Here is a 22,450-nt window from a genome sequence, read left to right as displayed (position 1 = left end):
ATGACGGCGGGCGGCATCCACCCCACTGCGGTGGTCGAGCCTTCGGCGCGGCTGGGCGAGGGTGTATCGATCGGTGCGTTCACCTGGATCGGGGCCGGCGTCGAGGTCGGCGACGGCACCACGATCGGCCCCCACTGCAGCGTGCACGGCCCGACCCGCATCGGGCGCGACAACCGCATCGTCGGCCACGCCGCGATCGGCGGGGATCCGCAGGACAAGAAGTTCCGCGGCGAGCCGGTGGCATTGGAGATGGGCGACCGCAACCTGGTGCGCGAGTTCGTGACCCTCAACCGCGGCACCGGCGACGGCGGCGGCGTCACCCGCATCGGCCACGACAACTGGTTCCTGGCCTACACCCACGTCGCCCACGACTGCTCGGTCGGCGACCACTGCGTGTTCTCCAACAACGCCACCTTGGCCGGGCACGTGCGCGTGGACGACCACGTGATCCTGAGCGGCTTCGCCGGCGTGCACCAGTTCTGCCGCATCGGCGCGCACGCATTCATCGGCATGGGCGCATTCGTCAACGGCGACGTGCCCCCGTTCCTGATGGTGGCGCAGGACAAATACGCGCGCCCGCGGGGCATCAATGCCGAAGGCCTCAAGCGCCGCGGCTTCGACGCCCCGCGCATCGCCGCGATCCGGCGTGCCTACCGCGCCCTGTACATGGGCGATGCGAAGCTGGACGAGGCCCGGGTCGAGCTGGAAGAGATCGCAACCGCCGGCAGCGCCGACGTGCGCGCGATGCTGGACTTCATCGACGGCGGCGAGCGGCCGCTGCTGCGGTGATACGGGCGCGGGTGTGGTCGTGACGCCTGTGCAGGACATGCAGCACGTGCACGAGGGACCTCGGCCGGACGCTGACACCGGATCGCCGCCCGCGCGCACGTTGCGGATCGCGCTGTGCGCCGGCGAGGCCTCGGGCGACCTGCTCGGCGCAGGCCTGGTCGAACACCTGCGCGCGCGCTTCCCCGATGCGGAATTCGCCGGCATCGGCGGGGCCGCGATGCGGGCGGCGGGGGTCGAGACCTGGCACGACGCCTCCGAACTCGCCGTCATGGGCCTGAGCGAAGTGCTGCGCCACCTGCCGCGCCTTCTGCGGTTGCGCCGGCGGCTGCGCCGGCGCCTGCTCGACTGGCGGCCGGACGTGTTTGTCGGCATCGACGCGCCGGATTTCAACCTCGGCCTGGAGCGCGCGCTCAAGCGCCGCGGGCTGCGCACCGTGCACTACGTCAGTCCCTCCGTGTGGGCGTGGCGCGAGGGACGCGCGGCGAAGATCGGCCGCAGCGCGGACCGGGTGCTGTGCCTGTTCCCGATGGAGCCGGCGATCTACGCGCGACACGGCGTGGACGCACGCTTCGTCGGCCATCCGATGGCCGATGCGATGCCGCTCAATCCCGACCGCCGCCGCGCGCGGGCGGACCTCGGGATCGAGGACGACGCGCCGGTGCTCGCCGTGCTGCCCGGATCGCGCCTGGGCGAGATCGAGCGCCTGGGCGCGATCTTTCTCGAGGCGGCCGGCCGGGTCGCTGAACGCGTGCCCGGCCTGCGCATCGTCGTGCCGGCGGCGACGCCTGCCTGCGGCGAGGCACTGCGGGCGCTGCTGGCATCGGCGCCGGTGCCCTCCGGCAGCGTCCGCCTGTTCGAAGGGCGCGCGCGCGAGGCGATGACCGCCGCCGACGTGGTGCTGCTGGCCTCGGGCACCGCGACCCTGGAGGCGATGCTCGCCAAGCGGCCGATGGTGGTGGGCTATCGCATCGCGCCCAGCACCTATCGCATCGTGCGTGCGCTGGGCCTGCTCAAGGTCGACCGCTACGCGCTGCCCAACGTGCTCGCCGGCACCACCATCGCGCCCGAACTGATGCAGGACGACTGCACGCCCGGACGCCTGGCCGGGGCCGTGCTGGCCTGGTTCGACGATCCCGCCGCGGTGATGGCGCTGGAGCCGGTCTATCGCGACCTGCACCTCGCCCTGCGCCGCGACGCCTCCGCGTCCGCTGCGGACGCCGTGGCCGGGCTGCTGGAGCCGGCGGCGTGACGCCGCTGGTCGCCGGCGTGGACGAGGCCGGTCGCGGTCCGCTCGCGGGACCGGTGGTGGTGGCCGCCGTGGTGTTCGACCCGTCGCGGCCACGCATCAACGGCCTGGACGATTCCAAGCGGCTCGCGCCCGCGCGCCGGGAATTCCTCTACGAGCGCATCGTCGAGCGCGCGCTTGCGTACAGCGTGGTGTTCGTCCAGGTCGACGAGATCGACCGGATCAACATCTTCCAGGCCACGATGGTCGGCATGCAGCGCGCGATCGCCCGCGTGGCGCACGTGGCCGGCCTGGCGCGCATCGACGGCAACGCGCTCCCGCGCGACCTGCCCTGCCCTGCCGAGGCGCTGGTCGGCGGCGATGGTCGCGACCGCTCGATCATGGCCGCCTCGATCATGGCCAAGGTGGCGCGCGACCGCGCCATGACCGCGCTGCATGCCGAGCACCCGCTGTACGGCTTCGATGCGCACAAGGGCTATTCCACGCCCTACCACCTCGCCGCGCTGCGCACGCATGGCCCCTGCGCGCACCATCGCCGCAGCTTCGCGCCGGTGGCGCAGGGCGCCCTGTTCTGAGCCGTCGACCGCGTCCGGAGGGATGCGATCCACGCCGGGACGCGGTCAGTCGAGCAGCGCCAGCGCCTGTTCGAGCATGCGCGCAGGCGTGAGGTCGATGTCGAGCCCGAACACGTCCGATTCCCCTCGCGGCGGCTCCAGCGCCGCGAACTGGCTGTCGAGCAGCGAGACCGGCATGTAATGGCCGCTGCGCGCCTGCATGCGCGCCGCGATCAGCGCCTGCTCGCCGTGCAGGAACACGAAGCGCAGCGGCAGGCGCGCCTCGCGCAGCATGTCGCGGTGGCGGCGCCGCAGGCCGGAAAAGGCCAGCGCCACGCGCTCTCCCGCATCCGTGCGCCGCTGCAGGTCGGCGACGATCCGCTCCACCCACGGCTGGCGCATGGCGTCGGTGAGCGCCTGGCCGCTGGCCATGTGGGCGCGCGCCTGTTCGCTGTGGAAGTCGTCGGCATCGAGGAAGGTCGCCGGCCAGGCCGACGCCAGCGCGCGCGCCAGCGTGGTCTTGCCGCTGCCCGACACGCCCATCACCACCGCCACGCGGACCTGGCTCATGCCGCCACCCCGGGCTCCGGCAGCCACACCTGCACCCGGTAGCGCCGGCCGGGCGCCACCTGCGCGATGCGGCCGTCCGCGACCGGCTCGCCGTCGACCTCGACCTGCATCGATGCGATGTCGCGGCTGCGCTCGATCGCGACCTCGAAGGTCGCGCCGCGGAATCGCCGCAGCGCCCGCGCACGCGGCCAGTGCGACGGCAGCTGCGGTGCGATCCGCAACCCCGCGCCCTCGCCGCGCAGCCCGAACAGCGACTCGATCACGCAGCGGTACAGCCAGGCGGCGGTGCCGGTATTGAACAGCTGGCTGGAGCGCCCCGCGGTGCGCGGGTGCAGCCGCCAGGCGCCGCGGTAGTAGTTCGGGACGAACACCGGCAGCTGGCCGCGACGGGCGCAGTCCTCCGCGTCGGGCCCCGACAGCATCGCCCGCAGCGTGCGCCAGGCGTGGTCGGACTCGCCCACCGCGTACAGCGCGTGCAGCCAGAACGCGGCGGCGTGGTTGTAGATCGCGCCGTTCTCGGCCGAGCCCGGGAACTTCTGGGTCAGGCGACCCACGTCCTCGCGCATGCCGGTGTACGGCGGCCCGAGCATGGCCACGCCCCAGGGCGAGACCAGTTCGGCCCCGACGGCTGCGATCAGCCGCTGCCGGCGCGCGTCGTCGGCCGCGCCGCTGAGCATCGCCCATGCCTGCGGGTTGAGATAGATGCGGCCTTCCGCATCGGCGCGCACACCGAACGCGACGCCGTCGTCGGTGATGCCGCGCCCGTACCAGTCGCCGTCCCACAGCTGCGTATTGACCGCGGCGTTGAAGGCTTCGGCGCCTGCGAGGAACGCCGCCCCCTGCGCCTGGCGGCCGCCGGCCTCGCAGATCCCGGCCCACAGCCGCAGCGCATGCGCGGACGCCAGCGACAGCCAGCCCGACACCCCGCGCCCCTTCCAGCCGACCATGTTCATCGGGTCGCACCAGTCGCCCTGGGCGATGAAGCTCAGCCCGCGCGCATCGCGCTGGTCGAGCAGCCACTGCATCGCGCGATCGATCCGTTCGGCGACACGCAGGCGTGCGCCGGTCCGGTCCTCGACCTCGGCCTCCAGCAGGGCCATGTCGCCGGTCTCGTCAAGGTAGGCCTGCAGGAACACCGGCAGCCACACGCAGTGGTCGGTATGGGGCACCTGGTTGATGTACTTCAGCTGCGCGCCCTCGACCAGCAGGATGCCGTCGGGCATCGCGCCGCCGGGCTCCTGCTGCGACAGCGCGTGCAGGAACGCCGCGCGCGCCGTGGCCGGCCGGATGAAGGCCATGCCCATGTGGTCCTGCAGGTAGTTGCGCGTCTGCGGGTCGGTGGTCAGCCGGTTGGAATCGCCGTGGTAGTAGACCTGGCGCGGCAGCCAGTGGTTGGCGAAGGCGTCGAACCAGGGATCGGGCGTCTCGATCTCGAGGCAGCCGCGGCCCTCGTCCAGGTAGGCCGCATAGGCGGCGGTGGCATCGATGAAGCCGTCTGTCTGCAGATGGCGCTCGCGCAGGGCCGCGATGTGCGCGTCGTCGCGCGCGGGCGCGAACACGAAGCGCAGCGAATCCGCCTCGTCGGTCGCCAGCGACAGCCGATACTGCAGCGCCGCGGTCGGCGTTTCGTACAGCGCGTCTCCACCGGGCAGCCGCGCGGCGCCTGTGATGGCATCGGGCGCGTGCAACCCGCCGCCGCCTTCGAATGCGGCCTGGTTCGCCTCCCAGGCATCGGGCGTCCGTCCATGCAGCAGGACGGTGCGATCCAGGAATTCGCGCTGGCGGAACCAGTCGTCCACCTTCTGGTACGGCGTGACGCTGCTGCAGACGATCCCCCCGAGGTCCGGCCGGTAGCCGCCGGACTGGTTCATCCACGACATGTAGCCGACCGGGAAGTACGGATACAGCGACAGTCGACGCGCCCGCCCGGACAGGTTGCGCACGTCGATGGTCCACAGTTCGGCCACGTCGTCGGGCGGCAGCCGGACCGCCATCGCGACTTCGATGCCGTCGCAGGCCACCGTCCAGCGCACGCCGCCCGGTTCGATCTCCCAGCGGAACGCGTCCGGGCGCCTGTTCACCGGCGCGTGCGGCGCCGAGAACAGCAGGCCGGAGTCCTCGTCCTTCACGTAGCAGAAGCGCCCCGGATGGTGCGCGTACACCGGCTGCTCGGGCTGCATGAAGGTCTTCGCCTCCAGCGCCGGCGCGTGCGCATACTTCGCGGGCTCGGGCTGCATGAACTGCGCCGTGGCATAGCCGCGGCCATTGAGCTGCAGCAGCAGGCGCCGGTTCCACAGGAACGTCGATGCGTACGGCATCGCGACCGGGTCGTGCAGCACACAGCGCCGGCCGCCGTCTTCGAACGTGCACGGGCCCTGGGTCGTCATGCCGCGGCGTCCCGGCGCGACTGCAGGTCGTCCTGCACCCGCGCCAGTGCGGCATCGTCGAGCGGATACGCGCTGACCAGCCACGCGGCCAGCAGCGCCACCACGCCCGGAATCACCGTGAGCAGCAGCGCGATGCCCTGGCGCGAGGCATCGGACTGCGCCTCGTTGGCCACGTAGCCCATCGCCGCCAGCATCCAGGCGATCGCCGCCGAGGCCAGCGCGCCGCCCAGCTTCTGCGAGAACGTGGCGGCGGCGAAGGTCATCGCGGTCGCGCGCCGCCCGGTCTTCCATTCGGTGTAGTCGGCGCAGTCGGCGTACATCGAGAACGCGAGCGGCGATTTCGGGCCCAGCAGCAGGCCGATCGCGGTGTTGATCGCGAACAGGGTCCACACCGCGTCGGGCGGCACGAAGTACATCGCGCAGCTGAGCACGCCCACGCCGGCCATCAGCCACATCAGCAGCGAGCGCTTGTCCATCAGCCGGGTCAGCAGCGGCGTCGAGGCGGCCCCGACCGCCAGCGCCACCGAGTACACGCCCAGGAAGGTGCCGGTCAGCTCGGGCCGGCCGATGTGGTACTTGAGGAAGTACACCAGCGACCCGCTGCGCATCACGATCGTCACCATGATCACCAGCGCCAGCACGAACAGCACCAGCCACGGCCGGTTGCGCAGCAGGTCGGCGATGTCCTGGCGCACCGCGCTGCGCTGCTGGGGCGGCGGTGCGATGCGTTCGCGCGTGGTCAGGAACACCGTGGCGAAGGTGGCCGCGGCGATCACCCCGTACAGGCCGAGCGTGAGCTGCCAGCCAAGCGCCTCGTCGCCGCGGCCGAGCCAGGCGACCAGGTCCAGCGTGAGCCAGTTGACCAAAGTGGTGCCGGCGAACGCGGCGATGAAGCGGAAGCTGATCAGGGTGGTGCGCTGCTGGGTATCGGCGGTGATCACGCCCGAGAGCGCCGAGTACGGCATCGACAGCACCGTGTAGGCCAGCATCATCAGGGTGAAACTGGCGTAGGCCCAGAGCAGGCGGCCGTCGGGGTCCAGGTCGGGCACGGTCCAGGTCAGCACGCCGGTGATCGCCATCGGCACCGCGCCCCACAGCAGGTAGGGCCGGAACCGGCCCCAGCGGGTGCGGGTGCGGTCCGCCAGCGCCCCGATCAGCGGGTCGGTGACCGCGTCGACGATCTTGGTCACCAGCATCATGGTGCCCACCGCCGCGGCCGCCAGGCCCATCACGTCGGTGTAGAAGATCAGCAGGAAGGCCGAGATGTTGGCCCAGTACAGGTTGAAGCCGAAATCGCCCAGGCCGTAGCCGAGCTTCTCGCGCATCGGCAGCCGCGCTTTCGCGCGCGTACCACCTGGCCGTGTGTCGCCGCGTTCGTCCTGCATGGTCCTCCCCGGGCCGCGCCCGTCTGCGCAGGCGTCCGCGCCGCACTGGCGTGGTAGCGCTATCAAGAGTGCCGGCAACCGGCCGCGAAGGCAAACGGCGCGGCGGGCGCCGGAGCCTCCGGGGCTGTCGGGCGGTGCCCGCGCGGCAGGCTGTCAAGCCTTGTCCGTACCCCCGCCGCCGCCTACCCTGCACGGGGCCTGCCTGCCGTGGCCCCGATGTCCGCCCGTTTCGTCCACCTCCATCTCCACAGCGAGTATTCGCTGGCCGATTCGACGATCCGCATCCCGGAACTCGTCAGGCGTTGCGCCGAGCTCGGCCAGCCCTCGGTGGCCATCACCGACCGCAACAACCTGTTCGCGCTGGTGAAGTTCTACCGCGCCGCGGAGGGGGCCGGGCTCAAGCCGATCGCGGGTGCGGACGTACTGGTCGCCGAGGGCAACGATCCGCCCGCGCCGCTGACCCTGCTGTGTCGCGACCACGCCGGCTACCTGTCGCTCTCGCGCCTGCTCACCCGCGCCTGGACGCAGGGCCACCGGCACGATGGCGTGGTGGTGCGTCCGGAATGGCTGGCCGAGGCTTCCGAGGGCCTGTTCGCGCTGGCCGGGCGCCACAGCCGGGCCGGCCAGCTGCTGGCCGGGGGCCGCGACGACCTCGCCGCCGGGGCGCTGGGCGACCTGCAGCGCACCTACGGCGATCGCTGCTTCCTCGAACTCACCCGCCTCGGCCTCGACGGCGAGGAGGCCTTCAACGCCTTCGCGCTGCACGCCTCGACCACCCGCGGGATCCCGGTGCTGGCCAGCAACGACGCGCGCTTCCTCGATGCCGACGGCTTCGAGGCCCACGAGGCACGGGTGTGCATCGCCTCCGGCCGCGTGCTCGACGATCCGAAGCGGCCCAAGGACTACGCGCCGGGCCAGTACCTCAAGTCCAGCGAAGAGATGGCCGCGCTGTTCGCGGACGTGCCCGACGCGATCGACAACACCCTGGCCCTGGCCCAGCGCTGCAACCTCGAACTGCGCCTGGGCAAGTACTACCTGCCGGCGTTCCCGGTGCCCTCGGACGAGACCCTCGACAGCTGGATCCGCAGCCAGGCGCGCGACGGCCTCGCGACCCGGCTGGACCGGCACCCGCTGGCGCCCGGGCATACGCGCGAGAGCTACGACGCGCGACTGGAGCGCGAGCTCGACGTCATCATCTCGATGGGGTTCCCCGGCTACTTCCTGATCGTGGCCGACTTCATCAACTGGGCCAAGCAGCACGGCATCCCGGTGGGCCCGGGCCGCGGCTCCGGCGCCGGCTCGCTGGTGGCCTGGGCGCTGGGCATCACCGACCTCGACCCGCTGCCCTACGACCTGCTGTTCGAACGCTTTCTCAACCCCGAACGCGTGTCGATGCCGGACTTCGACATCGACTTCTGCATGAACCGGCGCGACGAGGTCATCGACTACGTCGCCGCCCGGTACGGCCGCGACCGGGTCAGCCAGATCATCACCTACGGCACCATGGCCGCGAAGGCGGTGCTGCGCGACGCCGGCCGCGTGCTCGGCCATCCCTACGGCTTCGTCGACGGGCTGTCGAAGCTGATCCCGCTGCAGCCGGCCGATCCGCTGTCGCTCGAGGACGCGATCGGTCGCAGCAAGCGTGCGCAGAAGGACAGCGCGTACGTGGTCTCCGAGTTCAAGGAGCGCTACGAGACCGAGGACGAGGTGCGCGACCTGGTCGACCTCGCGCTGCAGCTCGAGGACCTCACCCGCAACGCCGGCAAGCACGCCGGCGGCGTGGTGATCGCGCCGTCGCCGCTGTCGGACTTCTGCCCGCTGTACGCCGAACACGACGAGGGCGGCCGCGGCCGCAACCCGGTCACCCAGTTCGACATGAGCGACGTCGAGGCGGTGGGCCTCGTGAAGTTCGACTTCCTCGGCCTGCGCACGCTGACGATCATCGACTGGGCGGTGAAGGCGATCAATGCGCGGCGCGCGGCGGAGGGCGAATCGCCGCTGGACATCACCGCGCTGCCGCTCGACGATCGCGCCACCTACGAACTGTTCGCGCGTGGCGACACGGTCGCGGTGTTCCAGTTCGAATCGCGCGGCATGCGCGAGCTGCTCAAGCGCGCGAAGCCCGATACCTTCGAGGACATCATCGCGCTCGCCGCGCTGTTCCGCCCCGGCCCGCTGGGTTCGGGGATGGACCGCGACTGGGTGGACCGCAAGCACGGCAACGCCGAGGTCACCTATCCGCACCCGCTGCTCGAGCCGGTGCTCAAGCCCACCTACGGCGTGATCGTCTACCAGGAACAGGTGATGCAGATCGCCCAGGTCCTGGCCGGCTATTCGCTCGGCGGCGCCGACCTGCTGCGCCGCGCGATGGGCAAGAAGAAGGCCGAGGAGATGGCCAAGGAGCGCGCCAAGTTCGAGGCCGGCGCCGCGAGCAACGGCGTCGACCCGCGGGTCGCGACCTCGATCTTCGACCTGATGGAGAAGTTCGCCGAGTACGGCTTCAACAAGTCGCACTCGGCCGCCTACGCGCTGGTCGCCTACCAGACCGCGTGGCTGAAGATGCACCACCCGGCCGAGTTCATGGCCGCGGTGCTGTCCTCGGACATGGACAACACCGACAAGGTGGTGGGCTTCCTCAACGAAGCCAAGGCGATGGGGCTGACCGTGCTGCCGCCGGACGTGAACGCATCGAACTACATGTTCGAGGCGATCGACGGACAGACCGGTGCGGACGGGACCCGCGGCACCATCCGCTACGGGCTGGGCGCAGTGAAGGGCGTGGGCCGCGGCGCGTGCGAGTCGATCATCGAAGCGCGCGGCGAGGGCTACGCGGACCTCTACGAATTCTGCAAGCGGGTCGATGCCGGCAGGCTCAACCGGCGCACGCTCGAGGCTCTGATCCACGCCGGCGCGCTGGATGCGCTGGCGCCCAGCCGCGCCAGCCTGATGCTGCAGCTGCCCGAGGTGCTCAAGGCGACCGACCAGATCGCACGCAACCGCGCGGCGGGCATGTTCGACATGTTCGGCAGCGGCGGCGCGGCCGACATCCACATCGAACTGCCGACCTGCGCCGAATGGCCGCTCAAGCAGAAGCTCGACGGCGAGCGCGACACCCTCGGCCACTACCTCAGCGGCCATCCGCTCGATCCCTACCGCGAGGAGCTGCGCGCACTGGTCGGGCACGACCTCGGCCAGCTCGACGCACTGTGGGCCGCGCGCCCGGACACCGGCGGGCGCAGCTGGCGCCCGGAGACCACCGTGGTCGTCGCCGGCCAGGTGCTGGCGATGCGCAAGCGCGGCGATTCGCAGGCCTTCGTACTGATCGAGGACGGGCGCGGGCGGCTGGAGTGCGCGTTCTTCGCCGAGGAATACTTCGGCAACGCCGCCCTGCTCACCCGCGACCGCATCCTGGTGATCGAGGGCGGGCTGCGCGAGGACGAGTTCAGCGGCGGCTTCTCGCTGCGCGCGCGGCGCTGCTGGGATTTCGAGCAGGTGTGTCCGCAGCACGCGCAGGGACTGGCGCTCAAGCTCGACCTGCGCGTCCCCGGCTCGCTCGACCGGGTGGAATCGCTGCTGTCGCGCCATCGACCGGGACACACGCCCTTGCGCTACGAGCTGCTGCTGCCCACCGGCGCGGCAGGCAAGCTCGACGTCAACGGCAGCCAGGGCATCCGGGTCGACGCGGACCTGCCGTGCACGCTGCGGACCCTGCCGGGCGTGCAGCAGGTGAGGCTGTCGATCTCGCGCCCCTGGGCGAACTGATCGCGCCGCGGGCAGCGCTGGCCTGCGCCGGCGGGACCGGGGCTTGCGCCTGGCCCGGAGATCACATCCCGCCCCCGACGCGCGCCGTGCCGGAGCGGACGAGCCGTCGCGCCTCCCATTCGCGCTCGCAGGCCTGCACTGCCGCGTGCGAATCCTCGTCCGAGCCCACGTAGGCCATGTGGGCGATCATGCGCGCGGACGCGACGCACGCGTCCAGCTGCGCATCCCACCCCTCGCGCTCGAGCCTGATCGCGTATTCCACGTCGTCGCGCAGGCGCTGGCCATCGAAGACGCCCGCAGGCGCCGAGCGCACACGCGTGCGCAGGATGCCCGTGCGCATGTTCTCGCCCATTGCCTGCGGCCCCGGATCGGATAGGTGCAACCACACGTGGATCTCCGCCCGCATCGGCACGCCGTCGCGCAGGTATCCGGCGGCCAGGGTGACGTCTTCGTTCGAGACGCGGTCCTCGTAGCGGTCGTACTTGCTGCCCAGCACCTTCGAGTCCGGAAACAGGCGCGCCCGCATCGTTTCGACATGCGTCGGCACGATCCGCGGATCGACGTGCCGCTCGCCCGCCTCCGGGACGAGGACAGGCACCTCGATCGCGGGCCACTGCTCGACGCGCTGCCGGCCATCGGCCGAGCTCATCCACCAGCGCAGGCAGTCGTCGTCCTCGCAACCGGCCTCCACGACGAACGCGCCTCGCCAGCCGTCCGGCAGAACGGCCCGGATCCGCTGCGCAAGCGCGTCGGCGTATGCGCCGCGACCCTCGACCACCACCCTCGGCGCATGCGGCGCGACGCGAGCCGTTGCCCGTACCGGCGGGGGCCCATCCGCCTGCGCCGACACCATCCCGGGCTCCACCGCCGGCGTGTGCGGCAGTTGGTCCTGGGTGGCAGCGGCCCTTCGCGGCACGCCGTCGCCACCCCCGGCGGCCGGCCCCGCATCACGCACGCCACAGGCCGTCGCCAGTCCCATCCATGCCAGCCACAGGACGGTCGCGCCTGGATGCCGCACGTCACCCGTTCCCGTCGACACGCATCGCCGCCCGCACCGCGTGGCCGTCGTCAACCGCCCTGCACGCGCTCACCGTGCGCGTGCGCATCGCGTTCAACGCCCCTGGCCCTGTCCCGCGCCCTGCTGACCGTCGCCGTCCTGCACCGGCAGGCCCGCCTGCTGCCAGGCCTCCAGCCCGCCGCGATACCAGGCGACGTTGCGGTAGCCGAGCTTCAACGCCCGCAGCGACGCGTTGTAGGACCCCCAGCACTGCACGCCGGCGCAATAGAACACCAGCATCCGCGACGGGTCGCCGCCGGTGGCCTGCTGCAGGTACTGGCCGAACCCGCGCTGGACCTCGTCGTCGAAACTGCCGCCCTGCGACGCCGGCGCCACCGGCACCGCGCCCGGGAGGTGCCGCATGCCACCGTAGGCGTGCAGCAGCAGCACGTCGCCCTGGCGCGACTGCAGCAGCTGCGACAGCGCGCGGGTATCGATCACCTTGCCGCCCGGGATCGACGTCGGCGTGGGGCCGTGCATCTGCTCCGTGGGCCGCAGTTGCTGCGTCGGTGCGACGCCGAAGTCCTGGGCCTCGTTCGAAGGTCCGGCCATCGCAGGGCGCGACATGCCCGCATTCGCACCGGGCCCGGATGGCGGGTCCTGCGTCCTGCCTCCCTGGCCGTAGGCGTCCGGAACCGGCTGCGGACGCACCTGCGCGGGTGCATTGCCGCCGAAGCTGTCCTGCGCGATGGCCGGGGCCGCGACGCCCAGCGACAGCCACGCGGCCACGGCGATGGCCAGCATTCCGCGGGGGCGCGACCCGATCACGGCACGCGCTCCAGTTCGACGTAGCCGCTCGGCGGATTGGGATAGGCCTCGTCGGTGCTGTAGGCCTGGCTGGGGTCGTTGCTGTTCTGGAACACCTGGTCGCCGCCGTGGATGCTCGACTTCACCACCGTGCCGTCGACGCCGGCATACGAGTTGACCTGGTTGATCGTGTCGATGTTGCTGGCGTGCATCCGGTCGCTGGTCGCGCTGGTGTTGGCCGCGATCGCGCTGTAGATGCCGGCGACCTCGCGATTGGTCCGCATGCGGATGGCGGCGCGATCGGCTTCCCCGCGCGCGCTGATGATCGCCATCTGCCGGTTGTGCCAGTCGTTGATGCTGCGACGCTGGCCGTCGCTGACGCGCTGCAGGTTGGCCATGCCGCGCTGCTTCATCGCCTCGAGCCATTGCGGGTTGAGCCGCATGGTCGCGCCGACGCGCTTGCCCAGCTCGAAGTCGACGCGGCCGTTGGGTCCGCGCACCGAACTGATGGTGGCGGTGCCGGCCACCACATTGCCCTGCATCTGCGAGAACGTGATCGCCGCGCCCAGCACCTCGCGCATCTCCACCCCGTCCTTGTTGTAGGCGATCAGCACGCGGCCCGCGTCGTGGCGCAGTTGCGCCTGCGGATGCGACTGCGCGGACTGCGCCATCTGCTGCGCCACCTCGGGCTGGTCCTGGTAGTCGAGCACGCGCGCACCGGGGCGCGTTCGCTGCACGGTGGCCTCGAGGAACTCGCGGGTCGAACGGTAGGGCGCCGCCGGGCAGGGGTTCATCTGGATCTCGGTGCCCGCGACCTGCCAGTTGAAGCCGGGCAGGATCTCGATCGCGGTCAGGCTGTCGGGCGCCATCGCGGTCCAGCCGATCTGCAGCTGGTTGGTGATGCAGTCGGTGCCGTCGTTCCAGGCCACGCCGCCGACCGTCTGCCAGCCCGCCGGGATCTCGAGGTCGGCCGCGATTATCGGCTGGCCGAAGCCGGCGCGGTCGATGATCTGCGCCGGCTGCATGCGGCTGGTGTCGAGCGGCGGCGGCATCGCCGATGCCTCTCCGGCAGGCGCGGAAGCCAGCATGCTGGCTTCCCCGGATACGGCGTCGTTCCCCTGCGGCCATTGCGCGCCGCCGCTTTCCTGCTGCACGAGGGCATCCTCCTGAAGCGATTCCTGCGGCTTGCTGCACCCCGCCAGCGAGATCGCCAGGGCGGCGGCCAGTAGGGTGGGCATCTTGGTGCGGTCGATCATGGTCGGCTCCCGGGGGGGCGGAATCGCCCCGTCAGTCCTGCAGGCGCATGACGCGGGAAAACCGGCTCACGCGCAGGCGACGCGTCCGCATGAGCCGATCCCGCCCCGGTTCGCGCCTGTCATGACATGGCCGCTCGTGGCCGACGACCGGAGTCGCCCCATGTCAACGCAATCCGGAAAGGCCGGCCATCCCGCCGCGGCCCCGGCGCGCGAATCCTCCGGCGGACCGGATGCGGGCGTTCGCCTGGCTCCTCCGGCACCCACCAGGCCGGCCCCGGCGAGTCCCGCGACAGGCACGGCCGCGCATCGCAATCGCGCCAGCGATACCGCCCCCACGGGAATCGCGGCAACCGGCGATGGCGACGGCGGCAGGTTCGAACGCCTGCGCGCGGCGTGGTCAGCCCTGATCCGCCAGAGCGTCGAACAGCCAGGCGCGCGCGACCTGCCAGTGGCGCTTGACGGTCGCCGGCGAGAGGCCGACCGCCTCGGCGGTCTCCTCGATCGTCAGGCCGCCGAAGTAGCGCAGCTCGACGATCCGCGCCTTGTCCGCGTCGAAGGCCTCGAGGCGGCCCAGGACCTCGTCGAGCGAGACCAGATCGATCCCGGCGTCGGCGGCGTCTCCGGCGATCTGGTCGAGCGCGGTCAGTGACATCCGCTCGCCGCCATCGCGCTTGTGCGCCGACCGTCGCCGCGCGTGGTCGACCAGGATCTCGCGCATGATCCGCGCCGCCAGCCGCACGAAGTGAATCCGGTCCTGCCAGTCGATGCGTTCCAGCCCGCTGAGGCGCAGGTAGGCCTCGTTGACCAGCGCGGTAGGCTGCAGCGTGTGGTCGCGGCGTTCGCCGGCCAGTTGCCGGCGCGCGATCGCGTGCAGTTCCGGATAGGCCATGCCGACCAGGCGATCGCGCGCGGCACGATCGCCGCCGCGCCAGCCGGCCAGCAATTGAGTGAATTCCCCGGTCACGCGATCGAGTGTAGCAGCGCGCCTGGCGACCCGATGCGGCATGCAACCCGCCCCGATTTGCTACGGTCGCGCTTCGGGCGGCGGGCACGCCGGGGGGACAGCGCAGCATGAGCGTCGCGGACGAAGGCCAGGTCCTGGACTGGTTCGAGCGCGCGCTCGACCGGCCAGCCGCCGAACGCGTGTCCTGGCTGTCCACCCAGGCGGTGCCCGACTGGCTGCGGCTGCGGGTGCTGCGCCTGCTGCAGGCCGAATCGGACCTCGGCGGCTTCCTCGAGCAGCCCGTACTGGTGCCTGAGCCGGACGGCTTCCCGCAGCTGGGCGAACGGGTCGGCCCCTTCCAGCTGGTCGAGCGCATCGACAGTGGCGGCATGGGCGTGGTCTATCGCGCGCGCCGCGCCGACGAGGCCTACGACCAGGACGTCGCGCTCAAGCTCATCCGCCCGCTGCACCTGGGCGCGAACGCGGGGTTCCGCGCACAGCTGATCGCCCGGTTCGAGAACGAGCGCGCCCTGCTCGCGCGGCTCGGCCATCCCAACATCGCGCGCATCCTCGATGGCGGCAGCACCGCCTCGGGACTGCCGTGGCTGGCGATGGAACTGGTCGACGGCCTGTCGCTGGTCGCGTACTGCGACCGCCATGCGCTCGACATCCCGGCGCGACTGGCGCTTTTCCGCAAGGTCTGCGACGGTGTGCAGGAAGCGCACCGGCACCTGATCGTGCACCGCGACCTCAAGCCGGAGAACATCCTGGTCGATGCCGCGGGCGAACCGAAACTGCTCGACTTCGGCATCGCGCGCCTGCTCGACGCCGGCGACGAGGCGGGCGCGGTGTCGGTGACCTCGTTGACGGCGATGACGCCGGCCTACGCCAGCCCGGAACAGGTGCGTCGCCAGCCGACCACCACGCGCTCGGACGTCTATTCGCTCGGCGTGCTGCTGTACCAGCTGCTCACCGGCGTGCGGCCCTACGAGCTGGCGGGACTGAGCCCGGCGGAGGCCGAGCGCACGGTCTGCGACACCCGACCGCGATCGCTGCGCGTGGCCACCGATGCGGCGGCGCTGGACGATGACGACCGTCGCCGACGCCTCGCAGGCATCGATGGCGACCTCGAGCGGATCGTCGCCAGGGCGATGCACAAGGACATCGAGCGGCGCTACGGCTCCAGCGAAGAGCTCGCGCGCGACATCCAGCGCTGGCTCGACGGCAGGCCGGTGCTGGCGCATCCGGATTCGGCCGCGTACCGCTTCGGCAAGTTCGTGCGTCGCCATCGCGTGGGCAGCACGCTCGCCATCGCGGCACTCGTCGCGATCGTCTCGGCTGGCGGCATCGCCGCATGGCAGGCGCACCAGGCCGCCGCCGACATGCGCCAGGTCAACGCCTTCCTGATGGACGTGCTGTCGATGTCGGATCCGTTCGAGACCGGCGGCGAACTCACCCTGGGGCAGGCGCTCGACGGCGCCGCGGAACGCATCGACGAATACTTCCCGGGACGCCCGGATCTGTCCGCGGAAGTCCGCTTCGGCATCGGCTACAGCATGCTCGACCGCCACCGGTTGCCGCAGGCGGAGGCGCAGCTGGTGCGTGCGTTGCAGGACCACGAGCGCGTGTTCGGCCGCGACGACGCGCGCACCCTCCGCGCGCTCGAAGGCGTCGCCGGCCTGCGCCAGGACCAGGCACGGATCGCGGAGGCCGAGGCGCTGTTCATCGACGGCATCGCGCGCAGCGAACGCGCTGGCCTGGTGGCGGACCCGATCCACCTGTACCTGCTCAACAACCTGGGCATGCTGTACATGGCGCAGGACCGGTATGCCGAAGCCGGCACCTACCTGCAGCGCGCGCACGATGCCTGGACAGCGCACCACGATACCGGCGAACCGAGCGCCGACCAGGGCAACCTGCTGTCGAACCTCGCCCAGGTGGCGCACGAGCGCAAGGACGTCGCGCGCGCCGACCGCCTGTACCGCGAAGCGCAGGCGATCTTCGAGGTGCTGTATCCCCGCGGCAGTCCGGACCTCGCGATCGCCATCGGCAACCGGGGGCTCTTGGCAGAAGAACAGGGCGACGCGAGCGGCGCGCTCGCGCTCTACCGGCAGTCGCTGGCCATGCGCGAACGCGTCTTCGAGGGCGACCATCCGATGGTGGCGGTGGCGCTGACGCACGTCGCGCGGATGGCGGCGGCAACGGGCGATACCGCCGACGCGCTGGATCACGCCCTGCGTGCGGTGGCGATGGCCGACCGCGTCCACGTCCAGCCCAGCCCGCGCCACGCCTCCGCCTACGGCACGCTCGCCGAGGCGCGACTGGCCGGCGGCGACGCCCGGGGCGCACGCGAGGCGCTGACGCGGGCATACGCGCTCCTCGCGCGGCTGGAAGCGCCTCCGCCCTCGGTGGCGACGTATCTTGCGCGTGTGAAGGCCTCGCTGTGCGCCGCGCCCGGCGCCATCGCGTCCTGTCCCGAACCCGCGACGGCCGCCGACGCACCGTGAAACCGCGGGGCGCGGCCCGCCGCACGCCCCGGTACGGTCGCCCCGGCCCGTGTCGGCTAGACTGCGCGCTTTGATGCAGCAGTCCCGGGCATGAATCCGAACTACCTCGACTTCGAGCAGCCGATCGCGGACCTCGAGGCCAAGATCCACGAACTGCGCCAGGCCAGCAGCGGCCCGGCGGTGAACATCGACGCCGAGATCCACGCGCTGCAGGACAAGCTGCGCAAGCGCACCGCGCACATCTTCCGCGACCTCAGCGCCTGGCAGGTGTCGCAGCTGGCGCGCCACCCGATGCGTCCGTACACGCTGGACTACATCAAGGTGATGTGCGACGAGTTCGAGGAACTGGCCGGCGACCGCGCCTATGCCGACGATCCGGCGATCGTGGGCGGCATGGGTCGCATCTCCGGTCGCCCGGTGGTGATCATCGGCCATCAGAAAGGCCGCGACACCAAGGCCAAGGTGCGCCGCAACTTCGGCATGCCGCGGCCGGAGGGCTACCGCAAGGCGCTGCGGCTGATGAAGCTGGCCGAACGCTTCAAGCTGCCCCTGCTGACCTTCATCGACACGCCCGGCGCCTATCCCGGCATCGGCGCCGAAGAGCGCGGCCAGTCCGAGGCGATCGCCCGCAACCTGATGGAGATGGCCGAGCTGAAGACGCCGATCCTGTGCACGGTGATCGGCGAGGGCGGTTCCGGCGGCGCGCTGGCGATCGGCGTGGGCGACCGCACCCTGATGCTCGAGTACAGCACCTATTCTGTGATCTCGCCGGAAGGCTGCGCCTCGATCCTGTGGAAGGATGCCGGCAAGGCGCGCGATGCCGCCGAACAGCTGGGCCTGACCGCGCGGCGCCTGCGCGAACTGCAGCTGGTGGACAAGGTGGTGCGCGAGCCAATCGGTGGCGCGCACCGCAATCCGCGGCAGACCGCGATCCGGCTCAAGACGGTGCTGTTGAACGAACTCGACGCGCTGGAGGCGGTGCCGGTGGCCGACCTGCTGCAGCGGCGCTACCGGCGGCTGCGCGGATACGGCGCGTACGAAGCGGCCTGAGGGACGCGGGGCGATGGCTGGGAGCCGTCGCCTGCGCACGGGGGAAAAACGGGGGAAGGGGCGATGTCAGAGGCGATCGACCGCATCAACCTGCGCACCATGCGCGATCCGGCCGTGGTCGCGCACTACGCGCGGCCGTGGGGGCTGAGCCCCGCCGAACAGGCCACGTTCGCGCGCGTCGCGCCACTGGCGCGCGGCCGCCGGATCCTCGACATCGGCGTCGGCGGCGGCCGCACGGTCGAGGCGCTGCGCGCGATCAGCGACGACTATCTCGGGATCGACTACAGCGTCGACATGGTCGAGGCCTGTCGCCGCCGGTTCCCCGCCGCGCAGTTCGAGTTCGCCGATGCACGCGCGATGGACGGCATCGCGGACGGCTCGGTGGGTCTGGCCGTGTTCGCCTGCAACGGCATCGGCATGGTCTCGCACGCCGACCGGCTGCGGATCCTGCGCGAGGTGCAGCGGGTGCTGGAACCCGGTGGCCTGTTCGTGTTCTCCACCCACAACCGCAACTCGCCCGAATTCGGCCGCGGCTTCCGCTGGCCGTCGTTCGAGTGGTCGTGGCACCCGCTGCGCGCGGCGGTGCGGTCGCTGCGGTTCTGCGGCGAGTTCGTGCTGCGGCTGCGCAACCGGCGTCACTTCCGGCCGTTCGAGGTGCACGCGCCGGACTACGCGATCATCAACGACCAGTGCCACCATTACGGCACGATGCTGTACTACGTCACGCTCGACCGGCAGCGCCGGCAGCTGGCCGAGGCCGGATTCGAGCCTGATGCCGAGGCCTATGACCTCGCCGGCGAACCGATCCACGACGACAGCGCGCACGATTCGATCACGCTGATCGCCCGCAAGCCGCTGGCGTACGATCCGACCGGCACCGCGGTCATCGCCGCCGCCCAACCGGTGGCCGGCTGACGCGCCGGCGCTAGGCGAACGCGGTGACCGTTCCCGTCCCTTTTCCGCTGCCCGCGCTTCCGCGCGAGGGCGCGTTGCTGGTCGGCTACAGCGGCGGTCTCGATTCGACCGCCCTGCTGCACCGGCTGGCGCACGACCACCGCCTGCGCCGCCTGGGCCTGCGCGCGATCCACGTCCACCACGGGCTGCACGCCGACGCCGACGACTGGGCCGCGCACTGCGCTCGCACCTGTGCGGCATGGGGCGTCGACCTGGCGACGGAGCGGGTCGAGGTGCGAGCGGACGCAGGCGACGGTCCCGAGGCTGCGGCGCGCACCGCCCGCCATGCCGCGTTCGCCGACGCACTGCGCCAGAACGAAGTCCTCGTGCTCGCACACCATCGAGACGACCAGGCCGAGACCTTCCTGCTGCGTGCGCTGCGCGCGTCCGGCGTCGACGGCCTGGCCGGGATGCGGCCGTGGCGCGCGTTCGGCCGCGGCTGGCTGTGGCGGCCGCTGCTGGACACACCGCGGCAGGCGCTCCACGACTACGCCCGCGCGCTCGAGCTGGACTGGATCGAGGATCCTTCGAACGCCAGCGACGCGGCCGACCGCAACCACCTGCGACTGAACGTACTGCCGCGCCTGCGCGCCCGCTGGCCGCACGCCGATGCCGCGTTCACCCGCGCGGCGGCGCTGCAGGGTGACGCTGCGCGCCTGCTGGACGACGAGGACGCACGCGCCCTCGCCCAGGCGCGGACCGTCGACGGCCACTACCTGCACGCCTCCCGTCTGGCGGCCCTGCCCGCGGCGCGCCGCGCGCGCGTGCTGCGCCTGTGGATGGAACGTGCCGGCCTGCCGCCGCTGCCGGCGCGCGGCGTGGCCCGGGTCGATGCCTGGCTGGACGGGGAACGTCCCGCCGACGCGGCGACCTTCGCCTGGCAGGTGGGAGAAATCCGCTACTGGCGCGACCTGCTGTGGGCCGGCCCGGCCCCTCCTCCAGGCCCGGCCGACGTGCGCCTGCGCTGGAACGGGGCCTGCGCGCTGGCGTGGCCGGGCGGCGGCGTGCTGGCGCTGGAGCCTGCGGACTTGCGTGCGAATCCCGATGCGGCACCGGCCAGCGGTGAAGCCCCGTTGCGCGTCCCTGCGGCCGGCTTCGTGGTCCACGCGCGGCGCGGCGGCGAACGCATCACCCTTCCAGGCCGCCGCCACTCGCACGCGCTCAAGCATGTGCTGCAGGACCTCGGCGTCCCCCCATGGATCCGCGCCCGGCTGCCGATCCTCGCCGACGCCGACGGCAGCCTGCTGGCGGCCGGCGACGTCGCGGTGTCGGATCGTTTCGACACGTGGCTGCGTGCGACCGGCCGGCGCCTGTCCTGGACCGGCATCGCGGCAAACTGACGCACGCGCGAGACGTGCTGGCTTACACTGCACGCATGGTCCGCAAACCCGCCAACGAACCCTCGCCGGTGGCCGATTTCGAAGCCTCGCTCGACCAGCTCGAGCAGCTCGTCGAAAAGATGGAACACGGCGAGATGAGCCTGGAAGAGTCCCTCGCCGCCTACGAGCGCGGCGTGGGCCTGTATCGCCGCTGCCAGCAGGCGCTGGAGCAGGCCGAACTGCGCGTGCGCCTGCTCACCGACCCCGACGCGCCCGAGCGCGCCGAGCCCTTCCCCGGCCTCGCCGATGGCGAGGCCTGAGCCCGGGGCTGACGGCACCGATCCGCGCCCGGAGCGTTGGCGCGCGCGCGTCGACGCCATCATGGCGGGCGCGCTCGACAGCCTCGACGGAACCGAACCGCGCCTGCTCGCGGCGATGCGCCACGCCGTCCTCCTCGGCGGCAAGCGCATGCGGCCGCAGCTGGTCTACGCCAGCGGCACCGCCTGCGGTGCGCGCGAGGACGACCTCGACGCCGCTGCCGCTGCAGTCGAACTTGTCCACGCCTACTCGCTGGTGCACGACGACCTGCCCGCGCTGGACGACGATGCCCTGCGCCGCGGCCAGCCCACGGTGCACGTCGCCCACGGCGAGGCGACCGCCATCGTCGCCGGCGACGCCCTGCAGGCGCTGGCGTTCTCGCTGCTGGCCGATGCGCCCCTGCCCGATGCATGCCGCGTGGCGATGATGGCGGAGCTGGCGTCCGCCTCCGGCGCGGCCGGCATGTGCGGCGGACAGGCCTTCGACCTCGCCGCCACCGGCAGCGAACCGATCACGCTCGCCGCGCTCGAACGCCTGCACGCGATGAAGACCGGCGCGCTGCTGCGCGCGGCGGTGCGCCTCGGTGCGCTTGCCGCCGATGCGGACCCATCCACGCGCGCGGCGCTCGACCGCTTCGCCGGCGCACTCGGCCTGGCCTTCCAGGTCCGCGACGACCTGCTCGACATCGAAAGCGACACCGCCACCCTCGGCAAGACCGCGGGCAAGGACGTGGCGCAGGACAAGGCCACCTTCCCCGCGCTGATCGGTGTCGAGGCTTCGCGTGCACGCCTGCGTGAACTGGCGCGAGTCATGCAGGATGCGCTGGAGGGATGTCGCGGCGACACCACGGCACTCGCGGAACTCGGCCGCCGCGTGATCGAACGAAACCACTGACCTGCCTGAAAGCCGGTCACCGGGCCGGTCCGGTCCGGTGGCCACCGGCGCGGCAACCGGCGAATCAAGCCCGCCCCGCTGGACGCTATCCATCGCGTCCGGGCAAGGCCGGCCTCAGCCCAGCAGCCGCAGCGTCAGCGGGTAACGGTACTCCTCGCCGCTCCACGCCCGGGTCGCGGCCACGATGCTGCAGACCAGCCACATCACCGCGATCGCGGCCACGGCCACCAGCAGCACCAGTCCGGCCGGCAGGGTCACGATCAGGCCGATGCCCAGCGTAAGCACGGTCGCGCCCAGCAACAGCAGGCCGGCCACGCACACGACACAGGCGTAGAGGAACATGCTGAGGTTGAAATTGAACGCCTCGCGCGCGTGCGCGGCGACGAACGGCGCTTCGTCGCGCTTGAGCAGGTAGACCACGCCAGCGGCCAGCATGCCCGCGAATCCGGCGGTCCAGCTGGTCAGCAGCGCCAGTACGAGCGCGGCGACATGAGTGCCGGCCGCCCACTGGCGGTCGGTCGTAGTGGCGTGTTCACGATGCGACATCGCATGCATGGCGGTGCTCCCCGCCGGAAACCGTCCGGCGCAGGACTGATGATGCGACCGCGTGTGGCGAACTCAACCCAACTGATGCCCTATCCGGGCCCCGGCACTCGCGGCACGACGCCGGGCCCGCGCCTCACGGAAGTGCCAGGGGGCACGTCCGCGAGCG

General features: G+C 71.8%; 18 protein-coding genes. 10 read left to right on the top strand and 8 right to left on the bottom strand.

Annotation, left to right across the window (positions count from 1 at the left end; translation table 11 throughout):
• From lpxA to QFW81_RS17525, 3 genes are read left to right on the top strand one after another with little or no spacing between them, the layout of a single operon-like run.
• Positions 1 to 789: an acyl-ACP--UDP-N-acetylglucosamine O-acyltransferase gene (gene lpxA / locus QFW81_RS17535; RefSeq protein ID WP_280580504.1), complete on the top strand. Its 789-nt coding sequence runs from the start codon at positions 1 to 3 to the stop codon at positions 787 to 789.
• A gap of 37 nt (positions 790 to 826) precedes the next feature.
• Positions 827 to 2,038, top strand: a complete 1,212-nt coding sequence (gene lpxB, locus QFW81_RS17530; protein ID WP_425604077.1) for a lipid-A-disaccharide synthase — start codon at positions 827 to 829, stop codon at positions 2,036 to 2,038.
• Positions 2,035 to 2,610, top strand: a complete 576-nt coding sequence (locus QFW81_RS17525) for a ribonuclease HII (protein ID WP_280580502.1) — start codon at positions 2,035 to 2,037, stop codon at positions 2,608 to 2,610. The genes lpxB and QFW81_RS17525 overlap by 4 nt, the downstream gene beginning before the upstream one ends.
• A 45-nt stretch (positions 2,611 to 2,655) precedes the next feature.
• Here the strand turns inward: QFW81_RS17525 and QFW81_RS17520 are convergent, their stop codons facing one another.
• Genes QFW81_RS17520 through QFW81_RS17510 form a run of 3 tightly spaced genes read right to left on the bottom strand, consistent with a single transcriptional unit; the run spans position 2,656 to position 6,931 of the window.
• Complete coding sequence (locus QFW81_RS17520; RefSeq protein WP_280580501.1) at positions 2,656 to 3,159, bottom strand: gluconokinase; 504 nt, start codon at positions 3,157 to 3,159, stop codon at positions 2,656 to 2,658.
• Positions 3,156 to 5,546 (bottom strand): GH36-type glycosyl hydrolase domain-containing protein, encoded by a 2,391-nt coding sequence (locus tag QFW81_RS17515; RefSeq protein ID WP_280580500.1) that lies wholly within the window; start codon positions 5,544 to 5,546, stop codon positions 3,156 to 3,158. The genes QFW81_RS17520 and QFW81_RS17515 overlap by 4 nt, the downstream gene beginning before the upstream one ends.
• A complete protein-coding gene (locus QFW81_RS17510; RefSeq protein ID WP_280580499.1) occupies positions 5,543 to 6,931 on the bottom strand; it encodes an MFS transporter in 1,389 nt (462 codons plus the stop codon). The genes QFW81_RS17515 and QFW81_RS17510 overlap by 4 nt, the downstream gene beginning before the upstream one ends.
• 216 nt (positions 6,932 to 7,147) lie before the next feature.
• Here QFW81_RS17510 and dnaE point away from each other — a divergent pair, with 216 nt between their 5' ends.
• On the top strand, positions 7,148 to 10,693 hold the full coding sequence (gene dnaE / locus QFW81_RS17505) for a DNA polymerase III subunit alpha (RefSeq protein ID WP_280580498.1): 3,546 nt from the start codon (positions 7,148 to 7,150) through the stop codon (positions 10,691 to 10,693).
• Positions 10,694 to 10,754: 61 nt separating this feature from the next.
• On the opposite strand, the gene QFW81_RS17500 is transcribed toward dnaE, so the two are convergent.
• The 4 genes from QFW81_RS17500 to QFW81_RS17485 all read right to left on the bottom strand — a co-directional run bounded on the left by QFW81_RS17500 (position 10,755) and on the right by QFW81_RS17485 (position 14,717).
• Positions 10,755 to 11,471 (bottom strand): hypothetical protein, encoded by a 717-nt coding sequence (locus tag QFW81_RS17500; RefSeq protein WP_280580497.1) that lies wholly within the window; start codon positions 11,469 to 11,471, stop codon positions 10,755 to 10,757.
• Between the two features lie 333 nt (positions 11,472 to 11,804).
• The gene (locus QFW81_RS17495; RefSeq protein ID WP_280580496.1) at positions 11,805 to 12,518 is read right to left on the bottom strand and encodes a rhodanese-like domain-containing protein; all 714 of its coding nucleotides are present in this window, start codon (positions 12,516 to 12,518) and stop codon (positions 11,805 to 11,807) included.
• Positions 12,515 to 13,753, bottom strand: a complete 1,239-nt coding sequence (locus QFW81_RS17490) for a hypothetical protein (RefSeq protein ID WP_280580495.1) — start codon at positions 13,751 to 13,753, stop codon at positions 12,515 to 12,517. The genes QFW81_RS17495 and QFW81_RS17490 overlap by 4 nt, the downstream gene beginning before the upstream one ends.
• Before the next feature lie 397 nt (positions 13,754 to 14,150).
• On the bottom strand, positions 14,151 to 14,717 hold the full coding sequence (locus tag QFW81_RS17485) for a sigma-70 family RNA polymerase sigma factor (protein WP_280580494.1): 567 nt from the start codon (positions 14,715 to 14,717) through the stop codon (positions 14,151 to 14,153).
• A gap of 107 nt (positions 14,718 to 14,824) precedes the next feature.
• Between QFW81_RS17485 and QFW81_RS17480 the strand changes: the two genes are divergently transcribed.
• The 6 genes from QFW81_RS17480 (at position 14,825) to QFW81_RS17455 (ending at position 21,738) form a co-directional block, all read left to right on the top strand.
• Entirely contained in the window at positions 14,825 to 17,203 is a 2,379-nt protein-coding gene (locus QFW81_RS17480) for a protein kinase domain-containing protein (protein ID WP_280580493.1), read from the top strand.
• A gap of 90 nt (positions 17,204 to 17,293) precedes the next feature.
• Entirely contained in the window at positions 17,294 to 18,253 is a 960-nt protein-coding gene (locus tag QFW81_RS17475; protein WP_280580492.1) for an acetyl-CoA carboxylase carboxyltransferase subunit alpha, read from the top strand.
• 63 nt (positions 18,254 to 18,316) lie between these two features.
• Positions 18,317 to 19,168, top strand: coding sequence for a class I SAM-dependent methyltransferase (locus QFW81_RS17470; protein WP_280580491.1), 852 nt, complete (start codon positions 18,317 to 18,319; stop codon positions 19,166 to 19,168).
• A 23-nt stretch (positions 19,169 to 19,191) separates the two neighbouring features.
• Positions 19,192 to 20,547: a tRNA lysidine(34) synthetase TilS gene (gene tilS, locus QFW81_RS17465; RefSeq protein WP_280580490.1), complete on the top strand. Its 1,356-nt coding sequence runs from the start codon at positions 19,192 to 19,194 to the stop codon at positions 20,545 to 20,547.
• A 35-nt stretch (positions 20,548 to 20,582) separates the two neighbouring features.
• Positions 20,583 to 20,846, top strand: coding sequence for an exodeoxyribonuclease VII small subunit (locus QFW81_RS17460; RefSeq protein ID WP_280580489.1), 264 nt, complete (start codon positions 20,583 to 20,585; stop codon positions 20,844 to 20,846).
• Complete coding sequence (locus QFW81_RS17455; protein WP_331488096.1) at positions 20,833 to 21,738, top strand: farnesyl diphosphate synthase; 906 nt, start codon at positions 20,833 to 20,835, stop codon at positions 21,736 to 21,738. The genes QFW81_RS17460 and QFW81_RS17455 overlap by 14 nt, the downstream gene beginning before the upstream one ends.
• 114 nt (positions 21,739 to 21,852) lie before the next feature.
• Here QFW81_RS17455 and QFW81_RS17450 read toward each other — a convergent pair whose 3' ends face one another.
• Entirely contained in the window at positions 21,853 to 22,293 is a 441-nt protein-coding gene (locus QFW81_RS17450) for a DUF4870 domain-containing protein (RefSeq protein WP_280580488.1), read from the bottom strand.
• Positions 22,294 to 22,450 lie beyond the last annotated feature (157 nt).

The organism is Luteimonas kalidii (genome assembly GCF_029887935.1).
In the GTDB taxonomy this organism is placed as follows: domain Bacteria; phylum Pseudomonadota; class Gammaproteobacteria; order Xanthomonadales; family Xanthomonadaceae; genus Luteimonas; species Luteimonas kalidii.
The sequence above is the reverse complement of the archived record's forward strand: the minus strand, read 5'-3'. Positions and strand labels throughout refer to the sequence as shown.